The 26,844-nt window shown below is 36.6% G+C and carries 24 protein-coding genes; 23 read left to right on the forward strand and 1 reads right to left on the reverse strand.

Features of this window, described 5'->3' with window-relative positions; translation table 11 throughout:
• Positions 1 to 245 precede the first annotated feature (245 nt).
• The 20 genes from H9632_RS00215 to H9632_RS00310 all read left to right on the forward strand — a co-directional run bounded on the left by H9632_RS00215 (position 246) and on the right by H9632_RS00310 (position 20,724).
• Positions 246 to 1,058: a flagellin N-terminal helical domain-containing protein gene (locus tag H9632_RS00215; RefSeq protein ID WP_191702124.1), complete on the forward strand. Its 813-nt coding sequence runs from the start codon at positions 246 to 248 to the stop codon at positions 1,056 to 1,058.
• A 199-nt stretch (positions 1,059 to 1,257) separates the two neighbouring features.
• Positions 1,258 to 2,934 (forward strand): motility associated factor glycosyltransferase family protein, encoded by a 1,677-nt coding sequence (locus H9632_RS00220; RefSeq protein WP_191702125.1) that lies wholly within the window; start codon positions 1,258 to 1,260, stop codon positions 2,932 to 2,934.
• Positions 2,931 to 3,281 carry a hypothetical protein gene (locus H9632_RS00225; protein WP_191702126.1) on the forward strand — a complete coding sequence of 117 codons (351 nt, stop codon included), beginning with the start codon at positions 2,931 to 2,933 and terminating at the stop codon, positions 3,279 to 3,281. The genes H9632_RS00220 and H9632_RS00225 overlap by 4 nt, the downstream gene beginning before the upstream one ends.
• A gap of 13 nt (positions 3,282 to 3,294) precedes the next feature.
• Positions 3,295 to 4,257: a UDP-N-acetylglucosamine 4,6-dehydratase (inverting) gene (gene pseB / locus H9632_RS00230; protein WP_191702127.1), complete on the forward strand. Its 963-nt coding sequence runs from the start codon at positions 3,295 to 3,297 to the stop codon at positions 4,255 to 4,257.
• Between the two features lie 45 nt (positions 4,258 to 4,302).
• The gene (gene pseH, locus H9632_RS00235) at positions 4,303 to 4,845 is read left to right on the forward strand and encodes a UDP-4-amino-4,6-dideoxy-N-acetyl-beta-L-altrosamine N-acetyltransferase (protein ID WP_191702128.1); all 543 of its coding nucleotides are present in this window, start codon (positions 4,303 to 4,305) and stop codon (positions 4,843 to 4,845) included.
• A 16-nt stretch (positions 4,846 to 4,861) separates the two neighbouring features.
• Positions 4,862 to 5,584 carry a cytidylyltransferase domain-containing protein gene (locus H9632_RS00240; protein ID WP_191702129.1) on the forward strand — a complete coding sequence of 241 codons (723 nt, stop codon included), beginning with the start codon at positions 4,862 to 4,864 and terminating at the stop codon, positions 5,582 to 5,584.
• Between the two features lie 2 nt (positions 5,585 to 5,586).
• Positions 5,587 to 6,543: a UDP-2,4-diacetamido-2,4,6-trideoxy-beta-L-altropyranose hydrolase gene (gene pseG / locus H9632_RS00245; protein ID WP_191702130.1), complete on the forward strand. Its 957-nt coding sequence runs from the start codon at positions 5,587 to 5,589 to the stop codon at positions 6,541 to 6,543.
• Entirely contained in the window at positions 6,540 to 7,586 is a 1,047-nt protein-coding gene (pseI, locus tag H9632_RS00250; protein WP_191702131.1) for a pseudaminic acid synthase, read from the forward strand. Before pseG ends, pseI begins: the two co-directional genes overlap by 4 nt.
• A 321-nt stretch (positions 7,587 to 7,907) precedes the next feature.
• A complete protein-coding gene (gene pseC / locus H9632_RS00255; RefSeq protein ID WP_191702132.1) occupies positions 7,908 to 9,041 on the forward strand; it encodes a UDP-4-amino-4,6-dideoxy-N-acetyl-beta-L-altrosamine transaminase in 1,134 nt (377 codons plus the stop codon).
• Between the two features lie 417 nt (positions 9,042 to 9,458).
• Positions 9,459 to 9,842: a flagellar protein FlaG gene (locus H9632_RS00260; RefSeq protein ID WP_191702133.1), complete on the forward strand. Its 384-nt coding sequence runs from the start codon at positions 9,459 to 9,461 to the stop codon at positions 9,840 to 9,842.
• A gap of 25 nt (positions 9,843 to 9,867) precedes the next feature.
• A complete protein-coding gene (gene fliD / locus H9632_RS00265; protein ID WP_191702134.1) occupies positions 9,868 to 12,399 on the forward strand; it encodes a flagellar filament capping protein FliD in 2,532 nt (843 codons plus the stop codon).
• A 20-nt stretch (positions 12,400 to 12,419) separates the two neighbouring features.
• Positions 12,420 to 12,779 carry a flagellar protein FliT gene (locus tag H9632_RS00270; protein ID WP_191702135.1) on the forward strand — a complete coding sequence of 120 codons (360 nt, stop codon included), beginning with the start codon at positions 12,420 to 12,422 and terminating at the stop codon, positions 12,777 to 12,779.
• Between the two features lie 29 nt (positions 12,780 to 12,808).
• The gene (gene fliS, locus H9632_RS00275; protein WP_191702136.1) at positions 12,809 to 13,213 is read left to right on the forward strand and encodes a flagellar export chaperone FliS; all 405 of its coding nucleotides are present in this window, start codon (positions 12,809 to 12,811) and stop codon (positions 13,211 to 13,213) included.
• 559 nt (positions 13,214 to 13,772) lie between these two features.
• Positions 13,773 to 14,318: a competence protein ComK gene (locus H9632_RS00280; RefSeq protein WP_191702137.1), complete on the forward strand. Its 546-nt coding sequence runs from the start codon at positions 13,773 to 13,775 to the stop codon at positions 14,316 to 14,318.
• 40 nt (positions 14,319 to 14,358) lie between these two features.
• Positions 14,359 to 14,625: a competence protein ComK gene (locus H9632_RS00285; protein ID WP_191702138.1), complete on the forward strand. Its 267-nt coding sequence runs from the start codon at positions 14,359 to 14,361 to the stop codon at positions 14,623 to 14,625.
• A gap of 195 nt (positions 14,626 to 14,820) precedes the next feature.
• Positions 14,821 to 15,198, forward strand: coding sequence for a PilZ domain-containing protein (locus H9632_RS00290; protein WP_191702139.1), 378 nt, complete (start codon positions 14,821 to 14,823; stop codon positions 15,196 to 15,198).
• Positions 15,199 to 15,356: 158 nt separating this feature from the next.
• Positions 15,357 to 15,914: a ribosome hibernation-promoting factor, HPF/YfiA family gene (gene hpf / locus H9632_RS00295; RefSeq protein WP_191702140.1), complete on the forward strand. Its 558-nt coding sequence runs from the start codon at positions 15,357 to 15,359 to the stop codon at positions 15,912 to 15,914.
• 275 nt (positions 15,915 to 16,189) lie between these two features.
• The gene (secA, locus tag H9632_RS00300; RefSeq protein WP_191702141.1) at positions 16,190 to 18,700 is read left to right on the forward strand and encodes a preprotein translocase subunit SecA; all 2,511 of its coding nucleotides are present in this window, start codon (positions 16,190 to 16,192) and stop codon (positions 18,698 to 18,700) included.
• Between the two features lie 371 nt (positions 18,701 to 19,071).
• A protein-coding gene (prfB, locus tag H9632_RS00305) for a peptide chain release factor 2 (protein WP_191702619.1) occupies positions 19,072 to 20,176 on the forward strand; the annotation gives its coding sequence in 2 pieces (ribosomal slippage) (positions 19,072 to 19,143 and positions 19,145 to 20,176; 1,104 coding nt in all).
• A gap of 194 nt (positions 20,177 to 20,370) precedes the next feature.
• The gene (locus H9632_RS00310) at positions 20,371 to 20,724 is read left to right on the forward strand and encodes a hypothetical protein (RefSeq protein WP_191702142.1); all 354 of its coding nucleotides are present in this window, start codon (positions 20,371 to 20,373) and stop codon (positions 20,722 to 20,724) included.
• Positions 20,725 to 20,727: 3 nt separating this feature from the next.
• On the opposite strand, the gene H9632_RS00315 is transcribed toward H9632_RS00310, so the two are convergent.
• Entirely contained in the window at positions 20,728 to 21,219 is a 492-nt protein-coding gene (locus H9632_RS00315; protein ID WP_191702143.1) for a competence protein ComK, read from the reverse strand.
• 186 nt (positions 21,220 to 21,405) lie between these two features.
• Between H9632_RS00315 and H9632_RS00320 the strand changes: the two genes are divergently transcribed.
• From H9632_RS00320 to uvrA, 3 genes are all read left to right on the forward strand, one after another.
• On the forward strand, positions 21,406 to 21,648 hold the full coding sequence (locus H9632_RS00320) for an IDEAL domain-containing protein (protein ID WP_191702144.1): 243 nt from the start codon (positions 21,406 to 21,408) through the stop codon (positions 21,646 to 21,648).
• Between the two features lie 275 nt (positions 21,649 to 21,923).
• Positions 21,924 to 23,906 carry an excinuclease ABC subunit UvrB gene (gene uvrB / locus H9632_RS00325; protein ID WP_191702145.1) on the forward strand — a complete coding sequence of 661 codons (1,983 nt, stop codon included), beginning with the start codon at positions 21,924 to 21,926 and terminating at the stop codon, positions 23,904 to 23,906.
• A gap of 5 nt (positions 23,907 to 23,911) precedes the next feature.
• Positions 23,912 to 26,779 (forward strand): excinuclease ABC subunit UvrA, encoded by a 2,868-nt coding sequence (uvrA, locus tag H9632_RS00330; RefSeq protein WP_191702146.1) that lies wholly within the window; start codon positions 23,912 to 23,914, stop codon positions 26,777 to 26,779.
• The last annotated feature ends 65 nt before the right edge of the window (positions 26,780 to 26,844 follow it).

A 26,844-nucleotide genomic window follows, 5' to 3' on the forward strand; every position in this document is an offset into this window, starting at 1 on the left:
ATGTAGAAGTCTTATGGTGGAAAATGATATTTTTCTACGATGAGGCTTTTTTAATTTATATTTTTTCCATTTATAATTTTGTCCGAATGGTCATTTTAAAAAAAATATTAAATAATTTATTTAAAAACTATTAAACATTTCAAACTAGTTACGATATATATAATGTAAGGCAGAGGTACTAGCCAATGCCAAGCTTTCCCACAAGGATGTGGGTCATATAAAAACAATTCAAGGAGGAATTCCAAATGAGAATTCAACATAACATTTCAGCTTTAAACACACACCGTAACCTTTCTTTCAACAACACAGAGGCTTCTAAAAACTTAGAGAAGTTATCTTCAGGTTACAAAATCAACCGTGCTGGCGATGACGCTGCAGGTCTTTCAATCTCTGAAAAAATGCGTGGACAAATTCGCGGTCTTGATATGGCGACTAAAAACGCTCAAGATTCAATCTCTTTAATCCAAACTGCTGAGGGTGCGTTAAACGAAACTCACTCAATCTTACAACGTATGCGTGAATTAGCGGTACAATCTGCAAACGATACAAACGTTGATGCTGACCGTGGCGCATTACAAAAAGAAGTAACAGCACTTTTAAGTGAAGTTACTCGTATCGCAGAAGATACAGAGTTCAATACTCAAACATTATTAGCAGGTGCATTCACGGATAAAGTATTCCACATCGGTGCTAATGCTGATCAATCGATTGAATTAAGCATTGAGAGCATGAAAGCTGCTGACTTAGGCATTGATGGTGTTGATATTGCAACTCAAGCTGGTGCTAACACTGCGATTACAACGGTTAATAATGCATTATCTACAGTTTCAACTCAACGTTCTGCACTAGGTGCTGTTCAAAACCGTTTAGAGCACACTATCAACAACTTAGGTGCTACATCTGAAAACTTAACAGCTGCTGAGTCTCGTATCCGTGACACAGATATGGCTAAAGAAATGATGGGCTTCACTAAAAACAACATCTTAATGCAAGCAGCTCAATCTATGTTAGCTCAAGCTAACCAACAACCACAAGGCGTATTACAATTATTAGGTTAATTTTAATACCGTTAAACGGCCTCCTTTTTGGAGGCCGTTTTTCTTTTGCTTATAATAAGCAATGGATATACAAAAGAACCATATGGTATTCACACATCCTCCATATTTAAAAACTATAACCAGTATAGTTTGTTATCCTTTTAATAACAGTTAATTTACTATTCATTTTGTCGATACTATATATGAAAGAGGTGGCAACATGACTTTGGCAATTGAGAAAGAAATTTCGAAAGTTGGAACTGAAACTGTAAAAGTGAATGGATTTTACTTACATAGCAAATATAACCCTTTAAGAGAAGCAGAACAAATAGCAAAACAAGAATATAAACCACATCATTTACATATTGTTTTTGGTTATGGCTTAGGTTATATAGTGGATGCACTAATAAAAGAATTTCATTTTAATGAACCGATTTTATTAATCGATCCCTTAATGGACCATAATTATATAGATGTTTTTAATCCTACTTATAATAGATTTTATTCAGCAAAAGCGAATGATATAGCAAAAATCATTGATATGGTAGATAAATTATCTACTTATTCGACAAATGTCCATATCATTACTTCGATAAATTACGATAAATTATTTCCTCTAGAATTAAAAAATGTGCTGGAAATTGTGAAAAATAACCATTATAAACAAGGTTCAAATATTGCCACAGCTAAACATTTCGCAGTAGCATGGCAAAAAAACTTGTTGCTTAATACTAATAATATTTTAAGCGATTTTACTTTAGGAAAGTTAGAAAAAGAATATACAGCTCCAGTAGTAATTGCTGCAGGAGGCCCTTCTTTAACAAAGCAGTTAAGTTTATTAAAAGAATATCGAAATAAAATAATCTTAATTTGTGCGGGCTCGACAATTAATGCGTTAATAGCCAATAATATTATGCCCGATTATATCGTTTCCGTTGATGGTGGTGAACCGAATGCAAGACATTTTGAAAGCTTATCATTTAAAAAAGAAGTAAGTTTAATATATGGTCCAACAAATCATTATAAAGTAAGAGACTCTTTTGAAGGAAAGGGTTATGCTTTTATTCCTTCCGTAAAACCGAAGTATAAGGATTATTTCGAAAATCGTTTTTCTAAAAAGTTACCTTTAATACACGGTGGTGGTTCTGTTGCTCATTATGCTTTGTCAATTGCAAAATATATAACTACAGGCCCTATTGCTTTAATTGGGCAAGATTTAGCATTAACGAATGATCAATCCCATGCAACAGGAGTGAAATGCAATAAAAGTGCGAAGGATTTGCCTACAAGTAAAAAGGTTCTAGTAGAAGGGTATTATGGAGAAATGGTAACTACTACCCAAACCTTGAAAATCATGATGAACTCATTCAATGAGCCCCCTCTATTAGATACTGAAAGAAAAAATGTTTGGAATTGTACTGAAGGTGGAGCAAAAATTCATAGCATTGATCAATTACCTTTTGGAGAATTTTTAGAGAAATTTACGAATGAAGAGGCTCCTAAAATTGTTGGAGAAGTTCTAGATCAATCTACACATATAGAAGAAGAGTTTTTTAATACAGAAATTAATAATTATAATAAAATATTAAAATTATTAAAAGAAGGTAGTCAAGTAATCAATAATTCTATAGGATTAAAGCTAACAAGTTATGAGGTAAATAAAATTGGTAAAATAGAAAAAGAACTAAATAACCTATATAAGAAATATAGTTTAGAGACGTTACTTGAACCAATTTTTGATCGTTGTAGTCATGAATATTTACCAAAAGTCAATGAAACGAGCGTAGAGTCAAATCTTAGAGCCAAAAACTATGCACTAGATTTATATACATCTTGTTATCAACAAATTGAGTATTTTATAGAACAGCTCATGTCAAAGGAGAATAAAACAATATGACGGAAAACATTGAAATCGATGAACTAATTGAAGAGTTTAATCAATATATTAAACTGGTTGCAACAGGCTCTATGACGATAGCTGAGAGCTTTAGAAATAAACAAGTTCAAATTGCATTGAAAGAAGTAACAAATTTTGTTGAAGGAATGAATTGGTTAATTACGGCAAATAATTATTTCAAAACACAAAATGTGATTTCAATGTTTAATGAACAAAAAATTGTAAACTTTTTTGAAGAAATTAATGAAGGTTTAACTATGCAAGATTACTTTTTAGTTGCGGATTTATTTGAATATGAAATAGCGCAGTATTTTGCAGACATACCAGTTGTAACAGTAAAAAATTAAAAGAGGTATAGACATGAAAGATAAAGTTGTATTAGTTACAGGTGGCACAGGTTCTTTCGGGAAAAAGTTTACTAAAAAAGCTTTGGAGCTAGGTGTAAAGAAATTAATTATTTTTAGTCGAGATGAGTTAAAACAATATGAAATGAAACAGGAGTTCCAAGATGATAGAATTCGATTCTTCATTGGTGACGTTCGTGATAAAGAGCGTTTATACCGTGCATTTGATGGAGTAGATATTGTCATCCATGCTGCTGCAATGAAGCACGTAGATGCTTGTGAATATAATCCATTTGAAGCAATTAAAACTAATATACATGGAGCACAAAATATTGTAGAAGCAGCAATTGATCGTGGAGTAGAGAAGGTAATTGCATTATCTACTGATAAAGCATGTTCACCTGTAAACTTGTATGGTGCAACAAAATTAGCATCGGATAAGTTATTCGTAGCTGCCAACGCGTATGTTGGGGAAAAGAAAACACAGTTCTCGGTAGTTAGGTATGGTAACGTGGTGGGGAGTAGAGGTAGTGTAGTACCATTCTTCCAAAAAATTAAGCATACTGGTCGAGTGCCAATAACTGATGAGCGTATGACTCGCTTCTGGATTACGCTAGATCAAGGAGTTCAGTTTGTGCTCGATAATTTAGAACGTATGAAGGGTGGCGAAATTTTCGTCCCTAAAATTCCAAGTATGAATATTATGGATTTAGCAAAAGCTATTGCGCCTGAATGTGATATTGACTTTATTGGTATTCGTCCGGGTGAAAAATTACATGAGGCAATGATTATGGAAGATGATGCGCGTCATACGGTTGAATATGATACGTATTATGCAATTTTACCAGAGTTGTCTTGGTGGGAAGAAGAAAACAATGGTGAAGGTAAATCATTACCAGAAGGCTTTGCGTATACTAGTGATAATAATACGGAATGGCTAAAAGTTGATGAATTAAAGGAATTAGTTGGGGAAATGTAGTCTTTTGACTACATTTTTTTTAAATGAAAGAAAGAAGGCATTTATATGAAAAAAAATCTAATGAAGCTTATAGATGTAACTGATGAACATATAGAGTTAATTTATAATTGGAGAAACCAACCTAACATCCGTTCGGTTATGTACGATAGCGAACCTATAAATTGGGATAAGCATGTAGCTTGGTTTAACGCCGTTTTAAAAAACGATATGAAATATGTAAAAATATTTATCTATAATCAAGTACCGTATGGAGTGGGCAATTTCAGCCTTAAAGATAAAAAGAACGGTATCGGAGAGTGGGGCTTTTATATTGGAGAACAAAATGCCCCAAAAGGAATGGGAACAGCTTTAGCTTACAAAATGCTAGAATATATTTTTGAAGATTTAAATATTCGGAAATTATGTGCTGAAGTACTTGAATTTAATGAGAAAAGTATAAGATTCCATGAAAAAGTTGGTTTTCAAAAAGAGGGCATATTACGAGAGCATATATATCTAAACAATTGCTACTGTAATATACATTTATTTAGTTACTTTAAAAAAGACTGGAATAAATCAAAAGCTCAGCTAGAGAAATATTTTAATTAAGGAGGGAGGGGTCTTAATGGAAACTATTACGATTATCCAGGCGAGAATGGGCTCGACACGTTTGCCTGGAAAAATTTTAAAACCTCTTGGTGATGTCGATGTACTAAGCTATAACGTTGCACGTTGTCGAGCGATTAAAGGAGTGAGTGAAGTTATAGTTGCTACAAGTTGTCTATTACAAGATGATGAGATAGCAGGGTGGTGTGAAAAAAACGGAGTAAAATACTTTAGAGGTTCGGAAGATGACGTTTTAGAACGCTATGTGCAGTGTGCACAAGTATATAACCCGGATTATATTATGCGAGTTACATCTGACTGTCCATTTGTTGATTACGAGATGGCTAGTGAAATTGTTGAATTGATGGAACGTGAACGTAAAGATGTAGTAATTCTTGAAGGTGAATTACCTCGAGGATTGGCGGTTGAGCTTATTTCATATGAAGCGCTACTTCGAATAAACGAGCAAGGTAAAGAATCGAGGCATAGAGAACATGTTACTTATTATGCATATGAATTTAAAGAGCAATTTGAAACAGCAATTTATAAAACACCTTTAAATCGCCGTTCTCCGGAGCTTCGTATAACGCTTGATACAGAAGAAGATTATGACTTGCTAGTTGAAGTAGCGAACCATTTTAATGACCCACTCATTTCAAGTGCTGAAGTAATCTATTTTTTAAAAAATACACCAAAAGTGGCTAGTATCAATGCCCATATAGAGCAAAAGCCGGTGGTATAATGATGAATATTATTATTCGAACAGATGCTTCAATTGAAATTGGTAGTGGACATGTAATGCGTTGTTTGACAATCGCAAAAAAATTACGTGAAAAAGGATGTTGTGTAAAGTTCTGGATGAAACCATTAGTAGGTAACTTAATTGATTATGTTATGCAAGAAGGTTTTGAGAACTTGGAAGAAGCAATGTTTGCTGATATGTATATTATAGACCATTATGAGTTAGGGATAGAATGGGAGCAAAATATACGACCATTTACAAAAAAATTAATCGTTATTGACGATTTAGCAAGAACGCATGATTGTGATTTATTACTTGATCAAAATATCGTACCTAATTACGAAACACGTTACGACGGTAAAGTTCCTTCCCATTGTGTAAAGCTATTAGGTCCAAAATATTTAATTATGCGAGACGAATTTATTGAGGCCCGAGCAAAATTACGAACACGTTTAAGTGATGTAAGACGATTACTTATATTTATGGGAGGTTCTGATCCGACAAATGAAACATCAAAAGTATTAGAAGCATTGCGAACAATTCAATTCGAATGCATTGATGTAGTAGTAGGAAACAGTAATCCTATGAAAGATACCATTCGTGAAATTTGCTGGGAACGTGGATATTCGTATCATTGTCAAATAGATTATATGGCAAAACTTATGCAATTGGCAGATTTTGCTGTCGGTGCCGGTGGAGGAACAACTTGGGAACGTTGTTATGTAGGTCTCCCTTCAAGTGCGACAATTGTAGCCGATAATCAAAGAGAGACGACAGCTTATGCTGCGAGCTTGGGTGTTGTAAAAAATATAGGATGGCATGAGCAAGTAACGGTAGATACATATAAACAATTATTAGGAAATTTACTCATTGATAATATGAGTGAAAAAGGGATTGAATTAACCGCTACTAAAAGGTCGAATGCATGGATATATGAAATATTGGAGTTGAAAACATGATTAAAATTGGACATAAAGAAATAGGTAGTCATACTAAGCCGTTTATTATTGCGGAAATGTCAGGAAATCACAATCAATCGCTTGATCGTGCACTACGTTTAGTAGAGTTAGCTGCTAAAGCAGGCGTCGATGCTTTAAAATTACAAACTTATACACCAGATACAATTACATTAGATGTTCACTCAGGTGAATTTTTTATCGAAGATGATCAAAATCTTTGGAAAGGTAATTCTCTTTATAATTTATATAAAGAAGCTCACACTCCATGGGAATGGCATAAAGCTATTTTTGATAAAGCTACAGAACTAGGATTACTAGCATTTAGTTCTCCTTTTGATGAAACAGCTGTAGATTTTTTAGAAACATTAAATGTTCCTGCATATAAAATTGCCTCATTTGAAAATGTTGATATACCACTTATTCGGAAAGTGGCACGAACTGGTAAACCTACAATTATTTCAACTGGAATGGCAACTGTAGCCGAACTTGATGAAGCTGTTAAAACTTTCCGAAAAGAAGGTAATAACCAGCTCATTCTTTTAAAATGTACAAGTACTTATCCAGCTACACCTTTAAACTCTAACTTAGCAACTATCCCACATATGCGTGAATTATTCGGTACGGAAATTGGTTTATCAGATCATACAATGGGCGTTGGTGTTTCGGTCGCAGCTGTTACACTAGGTGCTACAGTAATAGAAAAGCACTTTACTACAGCACGTGCAGATGGTGGGGTAGACTCAGCATTCTCAATGGAACCACATGAACTAAAAATGCTTGTAGAGGAAACAGAGCGAGCTTGGCAAAGTTTAGGACATATTCAATATGGTCCGACAGATGCAGAAAAAGACTCTATTAAGTTCCGTCGTTCATTATATATTGGGGATGATTTAAAAGCAGGTGACATTTTAACAAAGGATAATTTACGAAATGTTCGGCCTGGATTAGGTTTACCTACAAAATATTATGATCTAGTGTTAGGTAAGGAGATTAAACATGATGTGAAAAAAGGGACTCCCCTCAGTTGGGAACTTTTAATATAAAAGTATTTAAGCTAATCGTGGCGGCGGATTAAAATCTACTGTAAGTAATGAATCAATGGGTAATGTTGATCTATATCCGACATATTAGATTTACCTTTAACCTTGAAAAAGTGAAGTAGAAGGTAAATGCTTAAAAGACTTTGGGGGCAAGGCAGATCTTATACAATAACTGAAACTTAACAACCTAATCAAGCATACCTACTGAATATTCTTTAGAAACAACGGTTCAATCAAAAAGAAATGAAAAAGAAAAAACAAAATATTTTGAATTGGATAACTGAGAATAGATTATATTTACAATTATAGTTTGGAGCGAATTAAATGACTATCCAAAATTTTATTTCGTATGGAAAACAGAATATAGATGAGGAAGACATCCAAGCAGTAATTGATACTCTTCGTTCACCTTATTTAACACAAGGCCCTAAAATCGCGGAATTTGAACGTGCTATTGCAGAATATGTTGGCACAAAATATGCGGTTGCTTTTACAAACGGCACTGCAGCACTGCATGGGGCGTGCTATGCAGCAGGTATTGGAGTAGGAGATGAAGTAATTACTTCCCCTATAACTTTTGCAGCGAGTGCAAACTGTGTACGATACGTAGGAGGATCGGTTGTTTTTGCTGATATCGATCAATATACGTATAACATTAACCCGGAAGAAATTCGAAAAAAAATAACTTCTAAAACGAAAGCAATTATTCCGGTAGACTTCACAGGTCAACCAGTTGATATAGATGAAATTATGCAAATTGCTAAAGAGCATAATTTAGTAGTAATTGAAGACGGTGCTCATTCTTTAGGGGCTACATATAAAGAGCGAAAAGTTGGTCAAACAGCAGATATGACAATGTTTAGTTTTCATCCTGTAAAGCCAGTAACAACAGCAGAAGGTGGAATGATTGTTACAAATAATGAAGAATTCTACAAAAAATTAATGCAATTTAGAAGCCATGGTATTGAAGCGACACAGTATGCCTCAGAACAAGGGGCTTGGTATTATGAAATGACAGACTTAGGTTATAATTATCGCATGACAGACATGCAAGCTGCTTTAGGCTTATCACAAATTAAGAAGCTGGATTCATTCATAGAACGCCGTCAAGAAATTGCAAAAAAATATAATTTAGAATTCCAAAAAAATTCTCGTGTAACTACACCAAAGCTATTAGTTGAAACAAGCTCTGGCTGGCATCTATATATACTTCAATTAAAGGGTTTAAATAGAAAAGAAGTTTTTGATTTAATGCGTGCGGCAAATATAGGAGTACATGTCCATTATATTCCTGTTTACTGGCATCCCTATTATCGAAACATTGGGTATGAAAAAGGTTTATGTCCAGTTGCAGAAGCTTGGTATGAAAAAGCGTTAACGCTTCCTATTCACCCTAGTTTAACGGATGAGCAAATCAATTATATTGTAGATACATTAAAAAGTATTTTAAAGAAATAATCAGGAGGACTTCGGTATAAAATACTGAAGTTCTCTCTTTTTTGCCGATATTATATATACAAATAAGCATAAAAAATGGTAATACATCGAAGAATATTTATTATTTTGATGATAGGCATAAACCCATAAGTTTTTTCGATGTTGAATTTCTTTTATGAAGATTCAATCCATTTCAAAGTGATTTTAACAATCGGCATTTACATATTCATGAACCATTTAGCAGAGAACGTAGTTACGTAATTAAACATTACTCAAAGGTAAAAAATACTAAATACGTATTGGCTGGCTAGTGAGGTAAAACTAAACTTTCCTTATTAAAATTCATATCAGTCTATACAAAAACTGAAATTCTCTTATTATTGTCCGATATAAATAACAATAATAACGGTTGCATTGAATTGAAGGAGGATGAATAACATGCGTATTTCAGGAATTTCAAATTTAGAAGTTACGAATCAAATAACCTTAGCAAATAATACTACAAAAGAATCAGTAGAAAAATCAGGAAGCGACATTACTACCAGAAAAGATACAGTTGCAATCGAGCCGATGATGCTACTAAAAAATGGCGATGAAACGAAGGCAAAAGTCCAAGAGGCTGTTAATAAGATGAATGAGATGCTAGATGTAAATAACAGTACTTCTAAATTTATGTTCCACGAAGGACTGGAACGCTATTATGTGACGGTTGTGAATCGTGATACGGAGGAAGTTGTGAAGGAAATTCCTCCGAAAAAATTACTAGACGCTTTTTATGAAATGCAAAAAATGCTTGGTATGGTTGTTGACGAAAAAATTTAATTAGTAAACTGAGGGGGAAATTATTATGGTTATGCGAGTTGGTGGATTAGCATCAGGTATGGATATCGATGCTTTAGTAGAAAAATTAATGAATGCTGAACGGGCACCTTTAAATAAATTGACACAAAAGAAACAAACATATGAATGGCAACGCGATGCTTATCGTGGTGTAAATACAAAATTAAAAACTTTTGATACGTATATTGCAGATAATTTAGTATTAAAATCCTTAAATTCTAAAACGGCTTCGACTTCAAATTCTAATCTTGTTAGTGCGACAGCAACAGGTTCAGCAACAGGTTCACTTTCGATTGAAGGGGTTTCACAATTAGCAACTTCAGCACGGGCTGTAGGAAATCAAGTAAGTGCAGTTGGGTCTACAAAAATGAGCGACTTAATTGGTGCTGGAACTAAAACAATCGAATTGAAAGCAATTAAAGCTGATGGGACAATGCCTTCTGAAGCAACGAAAATTGAAATTACTGATGGAATGACGGTTAATCAATTTGTGAGTAAGGTAAATGCGAGTAATGCGGGAGTATCAGCTGTATTTGAAAATGGTCGTTTCTCATTTACAGCTAAAAATTCCGGGGATAACAAAGCCGGAGAAGAAATTGAAGTTGCGAGTGGGAAAGATATTTTTACAAGTTTAGGTTTTTTCCAGCAAAAGGATGAATTAGGTAATGTAATCGATAAATTTCAAACAACAGCTGGAAAAAATGCGATTTTCCAAGTAAACGGCATAGCGACAGAGCGATCTTCTAATACCTTTAATCTTTCAGGATATAACGTTACATTAAAAGAGACGTTCAATTCCACTCAAACAATTGCAGACAAATATAAATCGGCACAAAAGGAAATGCAATTAGCGACAGAAAATGAAGCAAACAAAGCTATAGCTCTCGCAAATGCGCTTTCTGCCTATTATGGAAATGGTACAAGTGATACACCAAACTATACGAACTCACATAACAATATATACAATGCAGCATTTGGAAATACGTTATCATTAACAGAACAAGCAGAATATCGTAAACTAACTACTTCAGACTGGAAAAATATGACGGCTGAAGAATTTGAAACAATCAAATTGGCAAGCTCCAATAGTAAAGAAGATGTTATTGCTGCGATAGATGCAAGTAGCTTATCAGATGAATCGAAAACAAAATTAAAAGCGTTGTCTGCAGAAAAAATGTCAACAGTCTACAATACTTCGGAAAATGAATTTAGTCATTTTAAAGTACAGGCAAATTATGTTTCATTTGGTGGCTCAAAATTAAAGGATTTATCGGGTGATGCTATTACTGCTTTAAAAGGTTTAACAATCGATGAAACAACCGAATTAAGTGCAATTCGTACATCTATAGATGAAAATGAATTTTTCTCTGATGATCTAAAGTCAGCTTTAAAGGCATTGGATAAAGAAACGCTAACGTCCTTACAAAACTTAGATGCGACTACTTTGAATGAATATGCTGAAAAAGCGCAGTCCGATGAATTAAAGTCTAACTACAGTAAATTAGGGGATGCAAAAATTTTAGAAGTGTTTGCAGATCCTTCAAAAGTTTCTTCCTTAACAGATGAACAACAAACAATTTGGAATGGCTTATCTGCAACTGAGCAAACAGCATTTAAAAATTTAGCAGACCAAAATCAATTACGTTCTGCTTATAATACTGCCAAAGCTGAAGATGTTGCGGCAGATGCACGATTGGTAAATGCAGAAAGTTCTTTAAACACGGCAAAAGCAGATGCTCAAAACGAAGGATTACTTAATGGGGACGGTACGGTTAATGATGATTTAGTTAATGCAGCGCCATCAGCTCAGTCGGTATCCTTGTCATCGACTACAAACGTAGACGATATGATGAACAAAATTAAAGAATTCGTTGCGACTTACAATAGTCTAATTAAAGATTTAAATGATCAAACAAAAGAAACAAAATATCGTGATTATGCGCCACTTACAGCCGAGCAGAAAAAAGATATGGATGAAAATGAAATTAAGCTATGGGAAGAAAAAGCAAAAAGTGGCTTACTTCGTAATGATCAATTAATACGTAACGGCTTATCAAATATGCGTTCTTTAATTTACCAGTCTAATCCTGGATTAGAGGGCTCTAAATACAACACATTATTTAATGTAGGAATTACTACATCTAAGAGCTATAATGACGGTGGAACACTTGAAATTGATGAAGCGAAGTTAAGAAAAGCAATTGAGGAAGATTCAGATGCAGTAGAGCGATTATTTAAAAATAGTGGTGGGCAAAAGTCGGATCCTGCTCATGGCGGTTCAGATACTCGTGGCTATCTTGAAAAACTACGTGAATCAATGAAATCATTAGAAGTCAATATCGATAAAAAAGCGGGTCGATCTACAATGACAGACGTGCAATATGCGATCGGTAAAAGCTTAATTGATAACGAGAAGCGAATCGATACTTGGCAAAATAAATTGAAAAATATCGAAGCCCGCTACTGGAAGCAATTCACAGCGATGGAGACAGCCATTAACAAAGCAAACCAGCAATCGTCTATGTTCATGCAAGGATAATATTTTTCAGGTGGCGTAAAATGGATAACATACAGCAGCTTTTACAAGTTTCAGCAAAATTATATCAGCATTTAGCAAGTTTGCCGGAAGAAGAAAAACGAGACGAATATATTGAGAAGATTAACAGTTTATTAGATGAGCGTGGTCTAATTATGGAACACTTGCTACTTAATCACTTTGTACTGGATATTAATAACAAATCGCACGCCATGCTTGCCGAGTTAGATAAAGGCATACGCGAACGTTTAAACAAAGTAATGAAAGTAATTCAAAATGACTTAAAGGGCTTACAAAATGCAAAAAAGCATGAGCAACAATATATGAATCCATATGCGAATGTCCAAGTGATGGACGGTCGTTATTATGATAAAAAGAATTAAGACGAATAGCAGTAAAAGGAGTGTCAACATTGACAACACAAACAAATGCTTTCAACGCATACAAACAAAACAGTGTGACAACTGCTTCCCCTGGTGAACTAACATTAATGTTATATAACGGGTGCTTAAAGTTTTTAAATAAAGCGAAGCAGGCGATTGCTGATAAAAATATAGAAGCGCGTAACTATAATATTCAGCGTTCGCAAGCAATTATAGGGGAATTTATGTCTACACTTAACATGGACATCGAAATTTCAAAACAAATGCTACCACTCTATGAATATATGAATCGTCGCTTAACGGAAGCAAACGTTCAAAACGATCCAGTAATTATCGAAGAAGTAGAGGGTTTAGTAACAGAATTCCGCGACACGTGGAAAGAAGTTATCAAAATTAATCGCCAACAGCAATACGGCAGTGTAGGACAAATTTAATTATCAGATTTTCTTAATAACAGAAACCACTATTAAAAGACATGATGCTTTTAATAGTGGTTTTTTATGTGCTTATTTATGTGCCATTTTAGTAAGTCTAAAATTACATAATATTCAAATAAATCTTGAAATTATTAGGTAATTATGTCTATAATGTAAATGATTAGGGGTTAATATTGCCGAATCATTTGGATGCTAACTTACTAAGGAAACCCTTCCATACAACTCCACGATACTCTTAATCCAAAACTTCAAAAATACATCTAATAGAAAGTGTTCATGGATTCTGTAGGATAATATTGAACCCCAACACCCCAAAAACATCCCATAAAAAAATTTTAATACTGAATTTATATTGCTGTGAATTATGTAATAGAAAGGCATTTTGCTTTACGGTAAAGGAGGTGGTGAATCATGTGAAAAGAGGAATTTAAAAACCCCAAGTGAAGATCCTGCAAAGACGTCACTTGAGGCTCAGGCTGCTGGAGTATACCAGCTTAATGTTAGTATACTCCTTTTCTCTTCAATTGATAACTATAAATTGGAAGGAGTATAAAAAATGTATAAAAATTATCTATTAAATGCTTGTGTTTTAGTACCTAAATTTGATGATTTTAACAACCCTTATACAATTATTGTTACTTCAAATGGATATGAACGAGTCAATTTGACACCTAGCCAATTAATCGATACAGATTTGAAAGAAAACGGTTCAAGTTTAAAAGGCGCGAAAGAAGCAGCAAAAGCTATGCTAGGGACAGCTTCAGTTCCCCCTATTTTAATACCGAGATTACCATTTTCCCATGTTTGGTTTTCAACTGAATCAACACGCAATAAAACGTGTCACTATTTTGCCTTACATCATGTTGTGGACGCAAAAGAAAAAACATTCTTGCCTGGCGAAACTATAGTATTTCTTCGTAATGGGCGCAATATTGAAGTTCCAGTATCACGTAGTAAATTTATGCAACGATGGAACAAAGCAAGTAGCTATTTTCTCAAGGATTTTTTTAAGCAGTATATTAGTCAGCCACGTTACTTGAAAGCAGAAGAAAAACTATTGTTGAAATGTGCAGAAGTAAATGAAAACTACTTAGTCGACTAAATCATATTAATATTGAAATTTGTATGTAAAGGAGGACTATATGCGGATTTTAAATTTTTATCTAGTGAACCATAATACAGTAAGTATGGTACCAATAGTTGCGGAAAACGGGAACCTGTATACAGTTGTTTTTGAGCGAGAGCATATGGCAGTTGTAGGGAAATCTCCTTCTACGTTAATACAGGAAAGCAAGCAATTTTATCGTAAGCCGCCAACAGGACATTTACTGACACGTAAATGGGGAAGCATCGGTAACGTGAATGACAAACAGGTACAGGCAAACTTTCAATTTACGAAAAAATTATAAATTTCCATTCTTTTCACTCATCATTTGGTGGGTGTTTTTTTATTAAAGCAAATTTAATCTATTAGTTAATTCGTAATGATTTGGATGAGAAAACTATATTAAAAAATATCAATTTAGCTCATAGACAATTCCTGGTATCTTGCATGATAATGTGGGTATAGCATTAGTAGTCACGAAGGCAAGGGGGGAAGGTAGATGGGATTTAAAAGAACTGAAGGATTTCGCTTTACTTTTGGCGCGCCGATTGCAGCGAAATATACAGTATTAATCGACGGTAAACAAGAAGTCTTAGAAGCGGCAAAACATACTTGTGAAATTATAGATGTGAGTCCGCATGGCATGAAAATGTTTTCTTATTATGAAATTGGTGAAAATACTAATCATCTGGTGCAACTGGAACTTGAATTTATTTTAGACGAAGTATTGATAAAGGCAATTGGGGAAATTGTATGGAAAAAGAAATACGGTGAAAAATATCAGTATGGTCTCATATTTGAGAATCAGCCAGGCATTGAAGAATTAATCGTTAGTGAGTTGAAAATTCGCCGTAAAAAAGAGGTTGGCCGCAAGTAATCATTTTGTGACAAATATTTAAATGTCCCCATAATATGTCTATTCTTATCGATATTTAAAGCTACATGTCGAAAAATGAAAAAAGTTTTCCGAAGCAACAGGATTTTTTTAAAGTATGTAGAATTAGTAAGTATAGCCGTAATGAAGGAGGAGTTCACATGCTAAACTTTAACATTCGTGGTGAAAATATTGAGGTAACTCCAGCGATTCGAGATTATGTGGAGACAAAAATTGAAAAGGTAGAACGTTATTTTAATGAAGATTTAAATGCAAATGCTAACGTCAATTTAAAAGTGTATAACGATAAACAAACAAAAGTAGAAGTAACGATCCCAATGAAGAATTTAACGCTTCGAGCAGAGGAACGTCATAATGATATGTACGCAGCTGTTGATTTAATCGTCGACAAGCTGGAGCGTCAAATTCGTAAACATAAAACGAAAGTAAACCGTAAATTCCGCGATCGTGAAGGTACAGGACTATACTTCGCTAATGTTACATCGCAAATGGAAGCGAACTCGGATTCTTCGGATGAAGAATATACAATTGTTCGTACAAAGCAATTTGATCTAAAGCCAATGGATCAAGAAGAAGCGGTTTTACAGATGAATATGCTTGGTCATGATTTCTTTATTTACACAGATGCGGAATCGGACGGCACACATATCGTCTACAAGCGTAAAGATGGAAAGTACGGCTTAATCGAAACAAACTAAAAGAAATTTTACACAACGGATTGCCTGTAATGGGCAGTCCGTTTTTATATGGAACTGTAAATAAAGTTATTAACCACTTTGCCAAAATTACTTCGATATTAGACATACTTACACTCAAAGTAGTCAAGTTAAAATGGATATTAGACAATCAAATATTTTTAAAACCTTCCTAATTGATCTATTATATACTCAAATTTCCATCAGTGCATTTGCACCACCCCTATGTATAGTGCTAAAATATAATTTGAGACTATTATTGGGAAGTGACCAATTCGATGGCAAACATATTAAATAAATTATTTGATTTCAATAAAAAAGAAGTAAAGCGTTTAGAAAAGACTGCAGATAAAGTAGAAGCATTGGCAGGGCAGTTTGAAAGCCTTTCTGATGATGCATTAAAAGCGAAAACAGAAGAGTTCAAAAAACGTTACCAAAACGGCGAAACAGTGAATGACTTATTACCAGAGGCATTTGCGACAATTCGTGAAGCGTCACGTCGTGTACTTGGTATGTATCCGTTCCGTGTGCAAATTATGGGGGCGGCTGCATTAAATGAAGGAAATATTGCCGAAATGAAAACGGGTGAAGGTAAAACGTTAACTTCGACAATGTCTGTTTATTTAAATGCGCTAACTGGTAAAGGTGTACATGTTGTCACAGTCAATGAATATTTAGCTAGCCGTGACGCGACGGAAATGGGTGAGCTGTATAATTGGTTAGGCTTAACAGTAGGCTTGAACTTAAACAGCCTATCAAAAGAACAAAAGCGTGAAGCATATGCAGCCGATATTACATACTCGACAAACAATGAGCTCGGCTTTGACTATTTGCGCGACAATATGGTCCTTTATAAAGAAGACCGTGTACAGCGACCGTTATATTATGCGGTAATCGATGAGGTTGACTCGATTTTAATCGATGAAGCCCGTACACCGTTAATCATTTCGGGGCAGGCAGGAAAATCTGCACAGCTTTATGTACAATCAAATGCCTTTGTCCGTATGCTAAAGCAAGAAGAAGACTATAACTATGAAGAATCGACAAAAGGTGTAACGCTGACAGAGCAAGGGATTGAAAAGGCTGAACGTGCATTTGGAATCGATAACTTATTCGATTTAGCTCACGTGCGCCTAAACCATGCAATTAACCAAAGTTTAAAAGCACATGCGTCCATGCATAAAGATTTCGACTATGTTGTACAGGAAGGCGAAGTTGTAATCGTTGATGGCTTTACAGGTCGTTTAATGAAGGGACGTCGCTATTCAGACGGTCTTCACCAGGCGATTGAAGCAAAAGAAGGTTTGGATATTCAAAATGAATCGATGACAATGGCGACGGTTACGTTCCAAAACTATTTCCGTATGTATGAAAAACTGTCGGGTATGACAGGTACAGCGAAAACAGAGGAAGAGGAATTCCGTAATATTTATAATATGAATGTTGTGGCGATTCCAACGAATAAACCAATTGCCCGTGACGACCGTCCTGACTTGATCTTTGCAACTATGGAAGGCAAGTTCAAAGCGGTTGCAGAAGATATTGCAGAGCGTCATCGTGCAGGCCAGCCGGTATTGGTTGGTACAGTAGCGATTGAAACATCAGAAATTATCTCAAAATATTTAACGAAATTTAAAATTCCACATAATGTATTGAACGCGAAAAACCATGAGCGTGAAGCTGAAATTATTTTAAATGCCGGTCAAAAAGGTGCCGTAACAATTGCGACGAACATGGCAGGTCGTGGTACGGACATTAAACCAGGTGAAGGCGTATTAGAAGTAGGCGGTTTAGCGGTAATTGGTACAGAGCGCCATGAATCACGCCGTATTGATAATCAGCTTCGTGGTCGTTCTGGTCGTCAAGGTAACCCAGGGGTAACACAATTCTATCTTTCACTTGAAGACGAGTTAATGCGTCGCTTTGGTTCGGATAAAATGAAGTCAATGATGACAAGACTTGGTATGGACGATACACAGCCGATTCAGTCGGGAATGGTTTCAAAAGCGGTTGAATCAGCGCAAAAACGTGTTGAAGGGAATAACTTCGATGCGCGTAAACGTCTATTGCAATATGATGATGTACTGCGTCAGCAACGTGAAGTAATTTACAAAGAGCGTGAAGAAGTACTTGATTCGGAAAATATGCGTGCATTAGTTGAATCAATGATTTCTCAGGCGGTAGAAAATGCCGTGGCACTTCATACGCAAGGTGAAAAAGAAGCATGGACAATGGATGCTTTAGTGGACTATATTGCTGCAAACCTTTTAGATGAGGGAGATATTACAAGAGAGCAGCTGGAAAACAAATCACCGGAAGAAATGATTGCATTTATTTCTGAAAAAGTAACGGAACGCTATAATGAAAAAGAAGAAGCGATGACGCCGGAGCGTATGCGCGAATTCGAAAAAGTTATATTACTGCGTTCAATCGATACGAAATGGATTGACCATATTGATGCGATGGATCAGTTACGTCAAGGGATTCACCTACGTGCATACGGTCAAAACGATCCACTACGTGAATACCAACAAGAAGGTTTCGCAATGTTCGAGGAAATGGTCGCAGCGGTCCGTGAAGATGTAGCAAAATATGCATTGAAAGCAGAGATTCGCAGCAACCTGCAACGTGAAGAAGTAGCAAAAGGCCAAGCAGTAAACCCGAAAGAAGAGGGCGCTGCCAAACCAAAAAAATTACCAGCACGTAAAGCCGAAAACATCGGACGTAACGACCCATGCCCATGCGGTAGCGGCAAAAAGTACAAATCTTGCCACGGCGTAGGACAATAAAAAGCAATAAAACCGAGGTCATTGAAACTATGCTCAATGACCCGGTTTGTTTTTTCATAAAGTTTGTTTACAAAATTATGTTGTAAGTAAATATTTGTACCTAGTGTTAAGCAAGTTGATTGAAGTGGAGGGCGAGGAGTGCAGCTGTCGGCTCCGCCTTTCGCTGCAGAGCGAAGCGGGGGCAAAGAAGTAACTCAAAGCTTCCTGCGGGAACAGCAAAATTTATTTTGCGACGAAAGCGTAGCGGCAGGAGCACCGACGCTCGAGACTACAGGCTCGAGCCGTGCCCGCGGAAAGCATTCGCCCGTAACGGAAAACAACGGTATATCAAGATGACATTTGTACACTTTAACTACGGAGGAAAATATATGATGGAATTAGCAGATGTGCGCAATGCACTCGAAAATACAGCTACAAAACTAGCGGACTTCAGGGGGTCTCTTTGACTTAGAAAACAAAGAGGCACGTATTCAGGAATTGGACGAAATGATGCTTGAGCCAAACTTTTGGAATGACCAAAACGGCGCACAGGCAATCATTAACGAAAGCAACGGTATTAAAGCAGTTGTCAACGAATTTAAAGACTTAGTTGATATACAAGAAAATCTGGAAATGACACTTGAACTTTTACGCGAAGAGCCAGATGCAGAATTACAAGAAGAACTAGGCAAAGAATTAGGCGAATTCCAATCAAAAATGGCAGACTTTGAACTTCAAATGCTATTATCAGAACCATACGATAAAAACAACGCCATTTTAGAGCTGCACCCAGGTGCTGGGGGTACGGAGTCACAGGACTGGGGTTCAATGCTATTGCGTATGTATACACGCTGGGCAGAGAAGCGCGGTTTTAAAGTAACAACAATCGACTATTTACCAGGTGATGAAGCAGGTATTAAATCGGTCACTTTACAAATTACCGGTCATAATGCTTACGGTTATTTAAAAGCGGAAAAAGGGGTACACCGTTTAGTGCGTATTTCTCCGTTTGATTCATCGGGTCGCCGTCATACATCATTCGTATCATGTGACATCATGCCGGAATTTAATGATGAAATTGAGATTGATATCCGTACAGAAGATTTGAAAGTCGATACGTACCGTGCGACAGGTGCGGGTGGTCAGCATATTAATACGACGGACTCTGCTGTTCGTATTACCCACTTGCCGTCAGGTGTTGTTGTTCAATGTCAATCCGAGCGTTCACAAATTAAAAACCGTGATGCTGCGATGAAAATGTTAAAGTCGAAGCTGTATCAATTAGAAATTGAAAAGCAGCAGGCTCAGCTGGATGAAATACGCGGTGAGCAAAAAGAAATCGGTTGGGGCTCACAAATTCGCTCATACGTTTTCCATCCATATTCAATGGTAAAAGATCACCGTACAAGTGCAGAAACAGGAAATGTCGGTGCTGTAATGGATGGGGACTTGGATTTATTCATTACTGCATATTTACGTTCGAAAATCTCTTATTAATATGCCCCTCCCTTGCAACGAGCAGGAGCCATATTACTTTACGTAGAAAGGCTGTGTTAAAAGTCAATTTGACCTTTAACACAGCCTTTTCATTATAATGAAAATATAAGCTGAGTAAATTTTCCACTTGTCAAATATAAAAAAATATGTGAAAATAAATACGAACAAACGTTCCTATAAATGGAGGTTTTCGTATGGTACAAATTCCTTCTAAAACGATTCCGTATTATGAAGCAGGAATTTATTTGCCGTTGTTGTTAATAATTCTTGAGAAGGATTATTCAATTGTAGAACAAAGTGCGTTTAAATTTAAGAATCCATATTTACATTTAATCAATGCTGTTCGTATCAAGGTAAAAAACGACCTAAAGGAAACGAAGGACTATTTTAAACTTCATCATATGCGTCTAATAAGAGGCAAAACAGATGATTTATTTACCGAGTATCAATTTTATTTTAATGGAGTCATGGAGTGTAGGAGATATTCGAATATTCGCCTTCGCAATCAAAGCGAGCTGCTTCTTGCTGAATATTTTGCAAAAAACTGATGGTTACAGCGTGGCATGGCGATGTAGAATTATGTGTTTATAGAACATGGCAGCGCGTACGTATTGTTGGTTGAAGGATTTCATATGGATAGCAAAATGAACTTCTGTTCCGTCGATAAAAGTTACGCGCGTTCTATCACCCGCATCACTAATATTTATGACGGGGTTTAGCGCAATCCAAATATTATGAGGGGAATGCGGTGAAAAGAGTGGAAACAAAATACAAGGCTCCCCAAAATCGTATGCCACCATAACCGGAAGTTTGTGTTTATTCTCTCCGAAAAACCGCCTTGCCTGATATTTACTTGCTTCATAGGAACTGCCGTGTAACCTGCAAGTGTTGCGAACGAGCTTTAAGGGCTTATAAGGAGCGGTTACTTTTCCGTATTTGTCCAATATGATCGTATGGATTTTATCTCGATATTGATAGGAACTTAAACAAAAAGTAGAATTAGAAATAATGTAATTTGAATTTTGTGGTATATTACTAGTCATATTAGATCCCCTTTCTTTAACATTCCCTACCCGCTTAAATTTTCATTATACAGTTAAAATAATACATAAAATGGAAAAAATCAACACCGTATTCTGAAAATTTGGTTATATGATAATTTTTCAGAATATATTGCAAATTAAATGGGTTTTACTTTATAATGGAAAAAAGAGGTCGAGGTGAAATCGATGGATAAATATTATTCGTATACAGACTTTTTAAAAGCGGTAGGTCAGCAGTCCACTGAAAATCAAGCAGAGAAGTTATTGAATGAAATTTATTTAGATTTATTTATTAGTCGATTACAGCGTATGCAACGTATCGAACAACTAAAATTACTTATCGATACATCGCTAGATCAAAAGAACGAGCAGGCATTTGAATGCTACACAACAGAACTGAACGACTTATTGGCAATCACTGTTTCATAACAAGAAAGTCACCTTATGATAGGTGGCTTTTTTTGTGTGTTTAAACATGGTTGCATTCAAAAACAGGATTTAAGAATCTAATAAAATACAAAAATTTTCTAATAAATAGGATATTTTTTCTGATAATTGTGCAAGACTTTCGAAAAACCCTTTAGAAAGTTTAAATAAGTCATCATAATTCATTTTGAGAATATATGTTCGTAATTTTATCGTAAATTAAAAACGGGTATGTTAAAATAGAGAATAAGAAAAGCGAAGGAAAGGACAAGCTGAAAATGACAGAAACTTATAAAATACAGTCCGCCTACAAGCCTGCTGGTGACCAGCCGGAAGCGATAAAACAGCTTGTACGGGGCATTAAAGAAGGAAAGCGCCATCAGACATTACTGGGGGCAACCGGTACAGGTAAAACCTTTACAATTTCAAATGTAATTAAAGAAGTGAATAAGCCAACGCTCGTGATGGCACACAATAAAACACTTGCAGGTCAATTATATAGTGAGTTCAAGGAGTTTTTTCCGGACAATGCAGTTGAATATTTCGTAAGTTATTATGACTATTTCCAACCGGAAGCGTATGTACCGCAAACAGATACGTATATCGAAAAGGATTCAAGTATTAATGAAGAAATCGATAAGCTGCGTCACTCGGCAACAACAGCTTTATTTGAACGGGATGATGTCATTATAATTGCTTCGGTATCCTGTATATATGGTCTCGGTAATCCTGAAGAATATCGGGAAATGGTCGTATCCATTCGTACAGAGATGGAACTCGAGCGTAATCAACTATTGCGCAAGCTAGTTGACATTCAATATGAACGAAATGATATTAATTTTACACGCGGTTCGTTTAGAGTACGTGGGGATGTTGTGGAAATTTTCCCGGCATCAAGAGACGAGCATTGTATTCGCGTAGAGTTTTTCGGAGATGAAGTTGATCGGATTCGGGAAGTTGATGCATTGACGGGGGAAATTTTGGGAGATCGTCAGCATGTAGCAATTTTCCCAGCATCCCACTTCGTTACCCGTGAAGAAAAGATGAAAGTAGCCATTGAAAACATTGAAAAAGAATTGGAGGAGCGCCTTGCAATTTTGCGCTCGGAAGACCGTTTACTGGAAGCGCAGCGTTTAGAGCAGCGTACTAATTACGATTTGGAAATGATGAAGGAAATGGGCTTCTGCTCAGGCATCGAAAATTATTCGCGCCATTTGACTTTGCGAGAAGCGGGGGCCACACCATATACATTACTAGATTATTTCCCTAAGGATTTTTTGCTTGTTGTTGATGAAAGCCATGTTACATTGCCACAAGTACGTGGTATGTATAATGGAGACCAGGCTCGTAAAGGTGTATTAGTTGAACACGGCTTCCGTTTGCCGTCCGCACTTGATAATCGTCCATTAATGTTTGATGAGTTTCAGTCAAAAGTCAGCCAGGCAATTTATGTATCCGCAACACCTGGTCCATATGAATTGGAGCATACACCGGAAATGGTGGAGCAAATTATTCGTCCGACCGGGCTACTCGATCCAACAATCGATGTGCGCCCAATTGAAGGACAAATTGATGATTTAATCGATGAAATTCAGGAACGTATTCGCCGCAATGAAAGGACATTAATCACAACATTAACAAAGAAAATGTCTGAGGATTTATCGAGTTATTTAAAAGAAATGGGCTTAAAAGTAGAATACTTACATTCGGAAATAAAGACCTTGGAACGGATCGAAATTATCCGGGAGCTTCGTAAAGGGACATATGATGTGCTAATCGGCATTAACTTATTGCGGGAAGGTCTTGATATTCCGGAAGTTTCCCTTGTGGCGATTTTAGATGCGGACAAGGAAGGTTTCCTTCGCTCAGAGCGATCATTAATTCAAACAATTGGACGTGCTGCACGTAACTCGAATGGTCATGTTATTCTATATGCCAATAATATGACGGATTCGATGACAAAGGCCATCAGTGAAACGAAGCGACGTCGTGAAATACAAAAGGCTTACAACGAAGCACATGGTATTACACCACAGACAATTATTAAAAAGATTCCTGATATTATTCGAGCAACTCAAGCTGCGGAACAGGAAGAAACATACATTACAAAAGTGACAGGCGGCAAAAAGCTTACAAAAAAAGAGCTGGAGAAGCTTGTTGCAACTTTGCAAGTTGAAATGAAAGAAGCCGCAAAAGGATTGGACTTTGAACGTGCGGCAGAATTACGTGACATGATATTTGAATTAAAGGCAGAAGGGTGAACAATGTGAAAAATACAGAAATTGTCGTACAAGGTGCACGCGCGCATAATTTAAAAAATATTGATGTCACAATTCCCCGCGATAAAATTGTCGTAGTGACAGGTCTTTCAGGCTCCGGGAAATCCTCTTTAGCATTCGATACGATTTATGCTGAAGGGCAACGTCGTTATGTGGAATCATTGTCTGCCTATGCACGACAATTTTTAGGGCAAATGGACAAGCCGGATGTCGATACGATTGAAGGGCTTTCCCCGGCCATTTCCATTGATCAGAAAACAACGAGCCGTAACCCGCGCTCTACTGTTGGGACGGTTACGGAAATTTATGATTATTTACGATTACTTTTTGCACGGATCGGTAAACCGTATTGCCCGACACATGGTATAGAAATTACTTCCCAGACAATCGAGCAAATGGTCGACCGTTTACTGGAATATCCAGAGCGTACTAAAATGCAGTTACTTGCCCCTGTAATTGAAGGGAAAAAGGGCACACATGTAAAGCTGTTGGAAGACCTAAAAAAGCAAGGCTATGTGCGTATTCGATTAAATGGAGAACTACGGGATTTAGATGATAATATAGAGCTCGATAAAAATAAAAAACATACAATTGAAGTAGTAGTCGACAGAATCGTTTTAAAAGAGGGCATTGAATCCCGATTAAGCGATTCCCTTGAAGCGGCTCTGAAAATTGCAGACGGACGGGTACTCGTTGATGTAATGGAACATGAGGAGCTGTTATTCAGTGAACATCATGCATGTCCACAGTGTGGCTTTTCAATTGGTGAGCTTGAGCCGCGCATGTTTTCGTTTAACAGTCCGTTCGGTGCATGCCCAACATGTGATGGGTTAGGCAGCAGGGCTAAGGCAGATATCGATTTGGTCATCCATAATTGGGATTTGACATTGAATGAAAATGCGATTGCCCCATGGGAATCCGTTTCTTCCAACTATTATCCGCAGCTTTTAGCATCTGTATGCAAACATTTCGATATTCCAATGGATGTACCGGTAAAAGATATTCCAAAGGAAAAAATGGACAAAATTCTCTACGGCTCAGGGAAAGAGAAAATCCTTTTTGAATATACGAATGATTATGGCAGAATGCATAAAAAAAATATGGAGTTTGAGGGGGTAATCGGCAATATTGAACGCCGTTTTACAGATTCCTCTTCAGACTATGTACGCGAATCCATGCAAAAATATATGACGGAGCAACCTTGTGCTACATGTAAAGGACATCGTCTGAAAAAGGAAACACTAGCAGTAAAAATTAAAGATCAAAATATTTCTGAAGCGACGCGTCACTCGATTCAGGAAATGTATGATTTCTTTAGTTCGGTGGAGCTGACAGAAAAAGAACGTCAAATTGCGAAATTAATTATTCGTGAAGTAATTGAGCGATTGAAGTTCCTATTGGATGTAGGGTTAAACTATTTAACGCTTGCTCGTTCGGCAGGAACCTTATCGGGCGGAGAAGCACAGCGCATTCGGTTGGCAACCCAGATTGGTTCGCGCTTGTCAGGGGTCCTCTACATTTTAGACGAGCCATCGATTGGTCTGCACCAGAGGGATAATGACAGATTGATTCATACACTGCAAAATATGCGTGATTTGGGTAATACATTGATTATCGTTGAACATGATGAAGATACAATGATGGCAGCGGATCATTTAATAGATATCGGACCAGGTGCAGGTGTACATGGTGGACAAATCATTGCACAAGGTACTCCGAAGCAAGTAATGAAAAATAAAGATTCGATTACCGGTCAATATTTAAGCGGAAAGAAATTTATTCCACTGCCACTTGAACGTCGACAATCGGATGGTCGAAAAATAACAATAAAAGGCGCTTCGGAAAATAACCTGAAGAACGTCAATGTCGATATTCCATTAGGCCAGTTTATCGCCGTTACCGGTGTGTCCGGCTCGGGTAAATCCACATTAGTGAACGAAATATTATATAAAGCACTCGCATCAAAATTAAATCGCGCTAAAGTAAAGCCAGGCAAACACAAATCAATCGAAGGGCTGGAGCAACTGGAAAAGGTCATAGATGTGGACCAATCTCCAATCGGACGTACACCACGTTCAAATCCAGCAACATATATTGGTGTGTTTGATGATATACGTGATGTATTTGCCATGACAAATGAAGCGAAAATCCGCGGCTATAAAAAAGGACGATTTTCTTTCAATGTAAAAGGCGGTCGTTGTGAAGCTTGTCGCGGGGATGGCATTATTAAAATCGAGATGCACTTCTTACCTGATGTTTATGTACCGTGTGAAATATGCCACGGAAAGCGCTACAATCGTGAAACGTTGGAAGTAAAATATAAAGATAAAAACATTTCCGATATTTTAGAAATGACAGTTGAGGATGCGTTGGAGTTTTTCGGAAACATACCGAAAATTCAACGGAAATTGCAAACGATTGTCGATGTCGGACTTGGCTATGTGAAGCTGGGGCAGCCTGCGACTACATTATCGGGCGGGGAAGCGCAACGTGTAAAATTGGCTTCTGAATTGCATCGTCGTTCAAACGGAAAGTCGTTTTATATTTTGGATGAGCCAACGACAGGATTACATGCAGATGATATTTCCCGTCTGCTTATCGTACTGCAGCGTTTAGTGGAGAGTGGAGAGTCGGTGCTTGTCATTGAGCATAATTTAGATGTAATTAAGACAGCAGACTATATAATTGACCTAGGTCCTGAAGGTGGAGAAGGCGGAGGTACAATTTTAGCAACCGGCACGCCGGAGGAAATTTCGGAAGTGAAGGAAAGCTATACGGGGCGCTATTTAAAACCTATTTTAGAGCGTGACCGCGAGCGAATGTCTTCGAAAATTAAGGCAGCAAAAAGTAAATAGATTAAAAAACTAAGAGCGCAAACGAAACTTTTTATCCTCCCTCCTCGTATAATAACTATATACGA

This window comes from Solibacillus merdavium, assembly GCF_014836935.1.
Taxonomy (GTDB): Bacteria; Bacillota; Bacilli; order Bacillales_A; family Planococcaceae; genus Solibacillus; species Solibacillus ferritrahens.